Source organism: Desulfurella sp. (assembly GCF_049977265.1).
In the GTDB taxonomy this organism is placed as follows: Bacteria; Campylobacterota_A; Desulfurellia; order Desulfurellales; family Desulfurellaceae; genus Desulfurella.
Genome location: NZ_JBMFGQ010000043.1, coordinates 2,904 through 11,870 on the forward strand (window position 1 = coordinate 2,904; position 8,967 = coordinate 11,870).

Below are 8,967 nucleotides of genomic sequence, written 5' to 3' on the forward strand. Positions count from 1 at the left end.
GTCATCCTGAAGCGCAAGCGAAGGATCTACTTTATGAGGTTCTTCGGGCACTTTTCGTGCCCTCAGAATGACTAAAAATTGAAGCGTAAATCGCAAGTATGTGCGCCAAAAACAGTATTGAAGTATTTGCAAAAAAGGAGCAATAAATGAATAATAAACTATGGTCTGGACGTTTTAGCGCCCAGGAAGATAATTTAATGGAGCAATTTTCAGAAAGTATAAGCTACGATAAGCGTCTTTACAGGTACGATATAGAAGGCAGCATTGCGCATGTTAAGATGCTTGCAAAGCAAGCAATCATTTCACAAGAAGAAGCAGAAAAGATTATTGACGGTTTGCGCAAAATTGAAAGGCAAATTGAAATGGGTGAGTTTGATTTTGACCCACAAGATGAAGATATACATATGGCAATTGAGCGTGCACTTATTAATCTGGTTGGCAAATCTGGCGGCAAACTACATACGGCTCGTTCAAGAAACGATCAGGTGGCATTAGATGAGCGATTGTATCTCAGAAATGTAAGTATTGATATAATAGAAAAACTTGATCAACTACTAAAGAGCTTGCTTTCATTTGCAAAAGAACAAATTGATGTTATAATACCGGGTTTTACACACATGCAGCATGCTCAACCAATTTTGTTTGCTCACTACATAATGGCTTTTTTTGAGAAATTTAAACGCGATAAACAGAGATTCTTAGATACAATAAAACGCATTGATATTATGCCGCTTGGGGCTGGAGCTCTTGCGGGTACAATCTGGCCTATTGACAGGCATTACAGTGCTTCTTTGCTTAATTTTACACAAATATCTAAAAATTCTATTGATGCGGTATCCGATAGAGATTTTATGATAGAATTTTTAAATAATTGCGCGATTTTTGCTATGCACACATCAAGAATGGCTGAAGATTTTATCATTTACGCTTCGCAGGAGTTTTCTTTTATAGAATTGCCTGATGAGTTTTCCACTGGCTCAAGCATAATGCCTCAGAAAAAAAACCCTGATAGCTTGGAGCTAATAAGGGGCAAAACGGGCAGGATATACGGCAATTTATTTGCTCTTTTAACTATTATGAAAGGCTTACCGCTTGCTTATGACCGCGACATGCAAGAAGACAAAGAGGCGCTTTTTGACACGATTGACAATGTTGTATTGATTATAGGTATTTTAACCAAATTAATAGGCAAAATCAAAGTTAACAAAAAAGAAATAGAAAAATCTTTAGATAAAGGCTTTATTACTGCTACAGACTTAGCTGACTATTTGGCTCTTAAGCAAATTCCTTTTAGAGATGCACATGCAAAATCAGGTGCGATTGTAGCTTATGCAATCAGTAAAAACAAGACGCTAAAAGAATTAACGCTTGATGAGTACAAGTCGATTGCCTCACAGATAGAAGAAGATGTTTACGACTTTATTGATTATAGGCGCAGCGTAGATAAAAGAAAATCATACGGCGGCACAGCCAGACAAAATGTATTAGAGCAAATTGAAGAAGAGGAAAAGCTCTTTAGCAACAAACAAAAAGAAACTCACGAAGACTTATGTCCAAGGTGCGGCTATCCTGTAAAAATTTATAAAAATCCATCGTTGACCGTAGATTGCATAATTGAGAAAGAAGGTAAAGTATTGCTTATAAGCAGGAGAAATTATCCTTTTGGGTACAGCTTGCCTGGTGGTTTTGTTGATTATGGTGAAAGCGTTGAACAGGCAGTCATAAGAGAGATGAAAGAAGAAACAAACCTTGAAATTGCAGCGCCAAAACTTTTTGGTGTTTACTCAGCCCCAGACAGAGACCCAAGAAGTCATACGGTAAGCATTGTTTTTTATGCAAAAACTACTTCACATGCAACAGCGGGCGATGATGCAAAAGATTTAGGTTTTTTTGATTTGGATAATTTGCCAGACAAGATCGTATTTGACCATTTAAAAATTTTGAAAGATTATAATGAATTCAGAAAAAAGATACAATACTAAAGGTGAACTGGTTCAGATTATCATAAATGAAAAACTGCTTGATGCTGATAACCCAAAAGTAAAAATAGGCAATCATTATACATATGATATCCTTGTGAAAATTTTAAAAAATAGAAACATAAATAATGTTGATAAATTCTTAAATCCTGCACTATCGCATCTTTATGATCCTTTTTTGCTTAACGATATGGATCTTGCAGTAAAGCGCACTACTGAAGCAATTAAACGCAAAGAGCATATTTGTATTGTAGGCGATTACGACGTAGATGGCATAACTTCATGTTCAATATTGGTAAATTTTTTTAAAGAAATAGGCATAAAAACAAGTTATTATATACCAAAAAGAGAAGATGGGTACGGTTTATCACTTAACGCCATAAAATTTGCAAATCAGAGAGGCGCAAAGCTGGTTATAACGGTTGATAATGGAATCTCCAGCCAGGATGAGATAGAGTTTGCTAAAATACTGGGCATAGATGTTATTATAACGGACCACCATGAGCCAAATATAATACCAGATGCTTATGCGGTAGTTAACCCAAAGATGAAAAATTCCAAATATCCATTCAGAGAATTAGCTGGTGTTGGTGTAGCTTTTAACTTTTTACTCGCCTTAAGAAAAACTTTGCGGGATCTGAACTTTTTTAAAAAAGAACCAAATTTGGCAAATTATTTAGATCTTGTAAGTTTAGGTACGTTGGCTGATGTGGTGCCTCTAATTGATGTCAATAGAGTTTTTGTAAAGTATGGTCTATCAAAAAGTTCTAAAGCGCTTGACAAGCTCAAAGCGGTTTCAAAGATTGCATCTAACCTTAGCGTTTATGATGTAGCCTACAAAATTGCTCCACGCATAAATTCAGCAGGCAGGCTTGCTGATGCAAATTTGGCAATAGATTTGTTTACTACAACGCAAGAAGTCGAAATGTTAAAAATTGCTACATGGCTTGATGAGTTAAACATAAAACGCAAAAGCCTTCAGCAAAAAATCCTACAAGAAGCAAAATCAATGGTTAATAACGCAAGATCTTATGATGCCATTGTGGTAAGTGGTAGGTGGCACAGAGGTGTAATTGGTATAGTAGCTGGCAATTTAGCGCATATTTACAAAAAACCATCAATTGTTATATCAGAAGGTAATTTTGTATGTGTGGGAAGTGGGCGCAGCATAGAGTCTATTAACTTATTTGATGTGATAAAGCGCAATGAAAGACTGCTTGAAAAATTTGGCGGTCATAAGTTAGCAGTTGGTATTACGCTTCAAAAAGAACATATAGAGCCCCTAAGGGAAGCTATAAATAATGAGGTATCAAAGCTTTCAGTCAACTTTTTAAACCAACTGAAGGTTGATTTAGAGTGTGATATAAGATTGTTTCAAACAAATGATTTTTTGGAAAAATTAAGAGAGTTAGAGCCATTTGGCGCAAATAACGAAGAGCCGACTTTTTTGGTGAGGAACGCTGTTTTAAAGGATATACAAAAAAAGCCTTACAGTAGTCTAATTTTTTTTGACTTTAACGGCCAAACAAAAATTTTTTTGAGTTACGAAACAGAAAACTTAAAAATTAACGAACGCTACAGTATAGCATTTTACATATCATTCAATAAAACATACTGCAATTTTACAGTTAGAGATATATTTAAGGAGTAAATATGAGTTTCAGCGAAAACGCAATTGTTGTGCTAAAGTCACGTTATTTAAAGAAAAATGAGCTTGGCGAAGTTATAGAAACACCAGATGAAATGCTCAAACGTGTAAGCAAACATATAGCGCAGCAAGAAAAAGATTTTGACTACTGGTATGAGAAATTTTATGAGCTAATGGCATCTTTAAAATTTTTGCCAAATACGCCTACGCTTGTAAATGCAGGAAATCCGTTGGGTCAACTGTCTGCCTGTTTTGTTTTGCCTGTGGGCGATTCTATGGAAGAGATTTTTGAAGCTGTGAAGCAAACGGCAATTATACACAAAACTGGTGGCGGCACGGGATTTTCTTTTAGCAGGCTAAGACCAAAAGGTGAAGTGGTCCAATCCACAAAAGGTGTGGCATCCGGTCCTGTGTCGTTTATGAGAGTATTTGATTGCGCTACAGAATCTGTTAAACAAGGTGGTGTAAGGCGCGGTGCAAATATGGGCATCTTAAGGGTAGATCACCCCGATATAATGGAGTTTATACACTGCAAAGAGCAGGAAAACGCTATAACGAATTTTAATATAAGCATAGCCATAACTGATGATTTTTTGGAAAAGTTAAAAAATGATGAAGAATATAAGCTTATCAATCCCCGCACAAAACAAGTCGCGCTCAAACTTAAAGCCTCGCTCGTATGGGACGAAATTGCCCAGAGTGCATGGAGAAATGGCGAGCCAGGACTTGTTTTTATAGACAGAATCAATAAACTTCACACATTAAAATACGCAGATATTGAATCCACAAATCCATGCGGAGAGCAGCCGCTTTTACCTTATGAGTCTTGCAATTTGGGCTCTATTAATTTGTCAAAATTTACGCGCGATGGCGAGATTGACTTTGATGATTTAAAAGTGTGCGTGCATACGGCTGTGCGTTTTCTTGACAATGTTATTGATGTAAATAACTATCCCATTGAGCAGATAAAAAATGAAACGCTAAAAAATAGAAAAATTGGACTTGGCATAATGGGCTTTGCGGATATGCTTATAGATTTAAATGTTGCCTACAATAGTCCGCAGGGTATTGAAATTGCAACCAAAGTGATGAGTTTTATACAAAACGAAAGCCATATAGCTTCAAGTAATCTGGCTAAAGAGCGCGGGTGTTTTGAAACCTATGATAAAAGCATTTTTAAAGAACAAAACATGCTAATGCGTAATGCTACAACTACTACCATAGCGCCAACTGGCACCATATCAATGATAGCGGATTGTTCGTCTGGGATTGAGCCGTACTTTACATTAGCCTATTACAAGCAGGTGCTTGACGGCAAAAAATTAAAGTATGTAAACGATAGGTTGCTTGAAAGACTAAAAGCTTTAGGCGCAGACGCAGAATCAATATTGGAAGAGATTATAGCAAACGGTGGTAAGCTTAAAGGTTTAAATTTACCAAAATCATTATCTGGCTTGGACAAAGTTTTTGTTACCTCAATGGATATGGATTACACTGCCCATATTGACATGCAGGCAGCTTTTCAAGCCTACACAGACAATGCTGTATCAAAAACAATCAATATGCCAAATTCCGCTACGATAGATGATGTCAAGCAAGCGTATATTTATTCAATAGAAAAAGGTTTAAAAGGCCTGACTGTGTATAGAGATGGCTCAAGGAGTGTGCAGGTTCTGGTGTCGCAATCAAGCAAAAGTCAGCCTCAATCCATAAAGCGCGGGAATGTTTTGAAAGGTATTACAGAAAAGCTCAAAACTTCTCGCGGTAGCTTGTATGTAACGGTAAATACGCTCAATGATAAGCCTGTCGAAGTATTTGCCAATATAGGCAAATCCGGTGGCGATATATCGGCTTTATCTGAGGCTATCGGCAGGCTTATATCGATTGCTTTACAAAATGGCGTGGATGTTGAAAAAATAGTTGGTACACTTATAAACATTACAGGCGCTCAGCCAATTTGGAATGAAGGTAGGTTGATAAAATCTGTGCCAGATGCCATTGCCCAGGTGCTAAAAGACCATTTTTTGGGAAAAAAAATAGAGAAAAACTATGAAGAATGTCCAGAATGCGGTGGTGTTTTAGAGGAAGTAGAAGGCTGTGCCGTATGTAAAAATTGCGGATATTCAAGGTGTAGCTAAGATGAGTATTGAAAAACAGGTTAATGAACAATTTGAGTTAATAAAAAGAGGCAGCGTTGAAATTATCGAAGAAGAAGAACTAAAACAAAAAATAAAAGAATCTTTACAAACAGGTGCGCCATTAAAGATTAAGGCAGGTTTTGATCCTACCGCAAAAGATTTGCATCTTGGCCATACTGTGCTTATACAAAAATTAAAACATTTTCAAGATTTAGGTCATGAAGTGTATTTTTTAATAGGTGATTTTACAGCCACGATAGGTGATCCTACAGGCAAATCTCAAACACGCCCTGCACTTTCCAGGCAAGAAGTTGAAGAAAATGCAAAAACTTACAAAGAGCAGGTTTTTAAGATTTTAGACAAAGAAAAAACAAAGATCGTATATAACTCTACGTGGTGCGATAAGTTGAATGCAGCCGGTTTGATTGAGCTTGCAGGTTATATGAGTGTTGCAAGGATGCTTGAGCGGGATGATTTTGAAAAAAGGTATAAAAGTGGAAAGCCCATCTCTATAAAAGAATTTTTGTACCCTTTAGTGCAAGGATATGACTCTGTAGCTTTAAAAGCCGATGTAGAGCTTGGCGGCAGTGATCAAAAATTTAACCTTTTAGTAGGCAGAATGCTGCAGGCAAAATTCAATCAAAAACCCCAAAGTGTTCTTATGATGCCTATACTTGAAGGCATAGATGGTAAAAATAAAATGAGTAAGTCTTTGGGTAATTACATTGGACTAAACGAAAACCCAAATGATATTTATGGTAAGGTTATGTCTATATCAGATGAGTTGATGTTTAGGTACTACGATTTGTTGTCAAACAAAAGCATTCAAGAAATTGAAAGTTTTAAAAAACAGATTCAAGAGGGTTCTCTAAACCCAAAAATTGTAAAAGAACAGTTAGCATTAGAAATTGTAGAGCGTTTTTGGCCAGGGAAGTCTGATCTTGCCAGAAAAACTTTTGATGCAATAACGCACAAAGCTACGCCTGAGTCTGTGCAGGAATTAAGATTAAAAATTGATACGCCAACAATTTGGATATGTCACTTGATAAAAAATATAGGCTTTAGTGATTCGACTTCTAAAGCCAAGCGTTTAATCGAGCAAAAAGGCGTATATATTGGCGATAAGGTTTTAGACGATAGTGCCTTGCAAATTAAAAAAGGTGACGATTTTGTATTAAAGGTAGGCAAAAAATTAATAGCAAAAATTATTGTTGAATAGGTGTAAAATGATTTTAACAATTGATGTAGGAAATACCACAACCGCTTTTGGTGTTTTTGAAGGCAATGTATTAACAAACACTTTTCGCATTAGCACGCTAAACAGGACTGATGATGAAGTCACCGTATTGCTGTATGATTTGTTTAAAATTAATGGCTTGAGCTTTAGCATAGAAGGTGCAATTATTAGCTCTGTTGTGCCCTATTTAACACAAAAAATTATCAGCGCAATAGAAAAAATTTTTAGAGTAAAAACAAAAGAAGTAGGCGCTGGTTTAAAAACTGGTGTAAAAATACTTTACGATAACCCAAAAGAAGTTGGTGCGGATAGAATTGTAAATGCACTTGCTGCTTACGAGAAATGTTTAAGCGCTGTTATAGTGGTTGACTTTGGGACAGCTACCACATTTGATTGTGTAAGCGCAAAGTGCGAATATTTAGGTGGAGTTATCGCGCCTGGTGTTAACATATCTATGGAGTGTCTTGCTCAACATACGGCAAAATTACCCAAAATCAGTTTGGAAAGGCCGTTGCAAGTAATTGGTAAAAATACGCAAGAAAGTATGAGAAGCGGTATTTATTTTGGATATATATCAATGGTAGGTGGTATTATCGAAAGGCTAAAATTTGAAATGCAAAAGTCTACAGTTGTATTTACTGGCGGAGATGCTCAAATGTTTATTAAAGAAATTAAAGAGGTAGATTATTTTGAACCAAACCTTACTCTTTATGGTTTAAAAAGCATTTATTATAAAAATGTATGAGATTTGTATATATGGTGCTGGCAGCTGGGGTACAGCTATAGCAAATTTGCTTGCTAAAAAAAATTTGAATGTATGCTTGTGCGCGCGCAATGAGAAGTTTGTAGAAATATTGCAGGCAACTCACAAAAATGATAAATATCTAAAAGACATTCATTTATCAAACAATTTAGTGTTCGATACACCAAAAAACGCTCATATTGGTATTTTTGCTATACCTGTGAAATATTTAAGAGATTTCATAAAAAAATTTTCTATAAATGTAGATATAGCGTTAAGCTTAAGCAAAGGCATAGAAGATGAAACATTTTTGACGCCTTCTGGTATTTTATCTCAAACTATTGGTATTAAAAAAGATCAATTTGCCGTATTATCTGGGCCAAACTTTGCACTTGAAGTGGCGCTGGAATTACCCACTGCTTCAGTTATAGCTTCTTGCAACAAAATGCTTGTTAAAAAACTTCAAGATACGTTTAATACATTTTATTTCAGGATTTATACTTCATCTGATTATATAGGCGTAGAATATTTAGGGGCACTAAAAAATGTTTTGGCAATTGCTTGTGGTATTAGCGATGGTTTAAATTTAGGTCAAAATGCAAGAGCTGCTTTAATTACGCGGGGTATTGCAGAAATTTCAAGAATATACAAATTTTTTGGCGGTAAAAGTAAGACGATGCTAAGCCTTGCTGGAATTGGCGATATTGTACTTACTACAACGGGTAATTTAAGCAGAAACAGAGAGTTTGGTGTTAAGTTGGCTCAAGGTTTGTTGGTTGATGAGATTCTAAGACAAATGAGAGGCATCCCGGAGGGTTTAAACACAGTAATGGCCTGTTTTGCGTTTTCAAAGAAATATTCCATAGAAACGCCCATAATAAATGAGATTTACAATATTATTGCAAACAAAAAAGACCCATTTCAATCAATAACCGCACTAATGACAAGACCTCTGAAGTCAGAGTGAAAGGCGATTCTTCGCCACTTAACCCATCTTTGTCACTTTAGTGCAGAATAAACTGTCATTATAGGATCTTGGATCCTTTCACAGCCACTATGGATTTTGTTTTATATTTAGAGCTTGTATCCTATATTCCCGTAACTCATAATGAGGCAGGCGGTTTAGGTGGGGAGATGACACGCTCTTTAACATTCTGAAGGGCGATAGCCCGAAGAATCTCCTCACTTAAAAGTGGTGCTAGGTAGATCCTTCGCTTGCGCTT

General features: G+C 36.2%; 6 protein-coding genes. All 6 read left to right on the forward strand.

The genetic code is table 11. The annotated features are described in order from the left end of the window. Positions 1-146: 146 nt before the first annotated feature. The 6 genes from argH to ACP5FO_RS07555 are packed head-to-tail and all read left to right on the forward strand — an operon-like array spanning position 147 to position 8,711. The gene (gene argH / locus ACP5FO_RS07530; RefSeq protein ID WP_428110397.1) at positions 147-1,982 is read left to right on the forward strand and encodes an argininosuccinate lyase; all 1,836 of its coding nucleotides are present in this window, start codon (positions 147-149) and stop codon (positions 1,980-1,982) included. Further along, positions 1,954-3,630, forward strand: coding sequence for a single-stranded-DNA-specific exonuclease RecJ (gene recJ / locus ACP5FO_RS07535; protein ID WP_428110394.1), 1,677 nt, complete (start codon positions 1,954-1,956; stop codon positions 3,628-3,630). Before argH ends, recJ begins: the two co-directional genes overlap by 29 nt. Positions 3,631-3,632: 2 nt before the next feature. After that, positions 3,633-5,765: a vitamin B12-dependent ribonucleotide reductase gene (locus ACP5FO_RS07540; RefSeq protein ID WP_428110391.1), complete on the forward strand. Its 2,133-nt coding sequence runs from the start codon at positions 3,633-3,635 to the stop codon at positions 5,763-5,765. Position 5,766: 1 nt separating this feature from the next. Continuing rightward, the gene (tyrS, locus tag ACP5FO_RS07545; protein ID WP_428110420.1) at positions 5,767-6,984 is read left to right on the forward strand and encodes a tyrosine--tRNA ligase; all 1,218 of its coding nucleotides are present in this window, start codon (positions 5,767-5,769) and stop codon (positions 6,982-6,984) included. A gap of 7 nt (positions 6,985-6,991) precedes the next feature. Then, the gene (locus tag ACP5FO_RS07550) at positions 6,992-7,747 is read left to right on the forward strand and encodes a type III pantothenate kinase (protein WP_428110388.1); all 756 of its coding nucleotides are present in this window, start codon (positions 6,992-6,994) and stop codon (positions 7,745-7,747) included. Continuing rightward, positions 7,740-8,711 carry an NAD(P)H-dependent glycerol-3-phosphate dehydrogenase gene (locus ACP5FO_RS07555; RefSeq protein WP_428110384.1) on the forward strand — a complete coding sequence of 324 codons (972 nt, stop codon included), beginning with the start codon at positions 7,740-7,742 and terminating at the stop codon, positions 8,709-8,711. Before ACP5FO_RS07550 ends, ACP5FO_RS07555 begins: the two co-directional genes overlap by 8 nt. The last annotated feature ends 256 nt before the right edge of the window (positions 8,712-8,967 follow it).